Source organism: Streptomyces sp. SID486 (assembly GCF_009865385.1).
In the GTDB taxonomy this organism is placed as follows: Bacteria; Actinomycetota; Actinomycetes; order Streptomycetales; family Streptomycetaceae; genus Streptomyces.
Window position 1 is genome coordinate 1 of sequence record NZ_WWJT01000232.1, and the last position, 1045, is coordinate 1045.

The window sequence follows — 1045 nt, forward strand, 5'->3', positions numbered from 1 at the left end:
CACTGGCGCGAAGGCCGTTCGCGGTCCGAACCGGAGCGCGGCGAGGCCGCCCGGGTGCGGGCCGGCGCCCGCGCGGTCCTGCCGGCCGGCCGGTACGCCGCCGAGTGCGCCCGGGGCGCCTCCTTCGGCCTGGCCGACGTCCTGCGGGAACTGGACACCACGACACCGGCCGCCCCGGACCTGGCCCCGGCGGAGGAGCAGCGGCCGGCTAGCGGCAGGTGAACCGGGACTCAGCCCAGTCCGCCAGCGCCGCCCGGTCCCACCCGCGGCCCTCCGGCCGCGCCACGAGCCGTACGGTCCTGCGCCCGGTGAGGTTCACGTGGACGGGGACGGCCCGGTCGTCGCCCCGGACCGTGCCGGAGCGCCACAGCGGGATGCCGTCGGCATAAACGGAGAAGGAGACCTTGCCGAGGCCGAGCGTCAGGTCGTCCACCCCGGCCAGCGCGTCGTACGCGGTGCACGCACGGTTGAGCGCGACGGTGACGGAGGACTGGCCGTGCACGGTGGCCCCGCGCGCGTACCGCTTGCCGCCGATCGACATGCCGTACCGCTGCCACACCCAGCTGCTCTCGCCCAGGCTGATCTCGGGACCGGTGCCGTCGCCGAGGGCGTCGTAGCGCAGGCTGCCCAGCTCGTAGACGGCGGACGCGGGCGGCGGAGTGGGTGTCGGAGTGGGCGTCGGTGCCGGAGTGGGTGTCCGGGTCGGTCGCGGCCTGGGTTCCGGGTCCGGCGCGTGGGTGTGGGCGGGTGCCGGTACGGCCCGGTGTGGCGGCTTCGGCGGGGGTGTCGGGTCGGGGGCGGGCCTGGGGGGCGGTGCCGGTGCGGGGGCGCGGACCACGGGCTTCGGCGAGGGTTCGCGGGTCGGCGGCGACGGTGTCCCGGGCCGTACCACCGGCGCGGACGGCGACGGCCTGGCGGCCTCCTTCACCGGATGGCTGTCGTTCGCCAGGGCCAGGGCGACCGCGGCGGCGGCCACCGCGACGACCCCGGCCGCGATGCCGGCCTTCACCGGCGCGCCGAGCCCCTCCGAGGCCGCGGCCCCGCC

2 protein-coding genes are annotated in these 1045 nt (G+C 78.2%); one reads left to right on the forward strand and one right to left on the reverse strand.

The annotated features are described in order from the left end of the window. On the forward strand, positions 1-222 hold a 222-nt coding region (locus GT045_RS11930; RefSeq protein ID WP_161334135.1), incomplete at its 5' end, for a hypothetical protein. Here GT045_RS11930 and GT045_RS11935 read toward each other — a convergent pair. Beyond that, a partial coding sequence (locus GT045_RS11935; protein WP_202527860.1) for an NPCBM/NEW2 domain-containing protein occupies positions 209-1045 on the reverse strand: 837 nt, incomplete at its 5' end. The genes GT045_RS11930 and GT045_RS11935 overlap by 14 nt on opposite strands.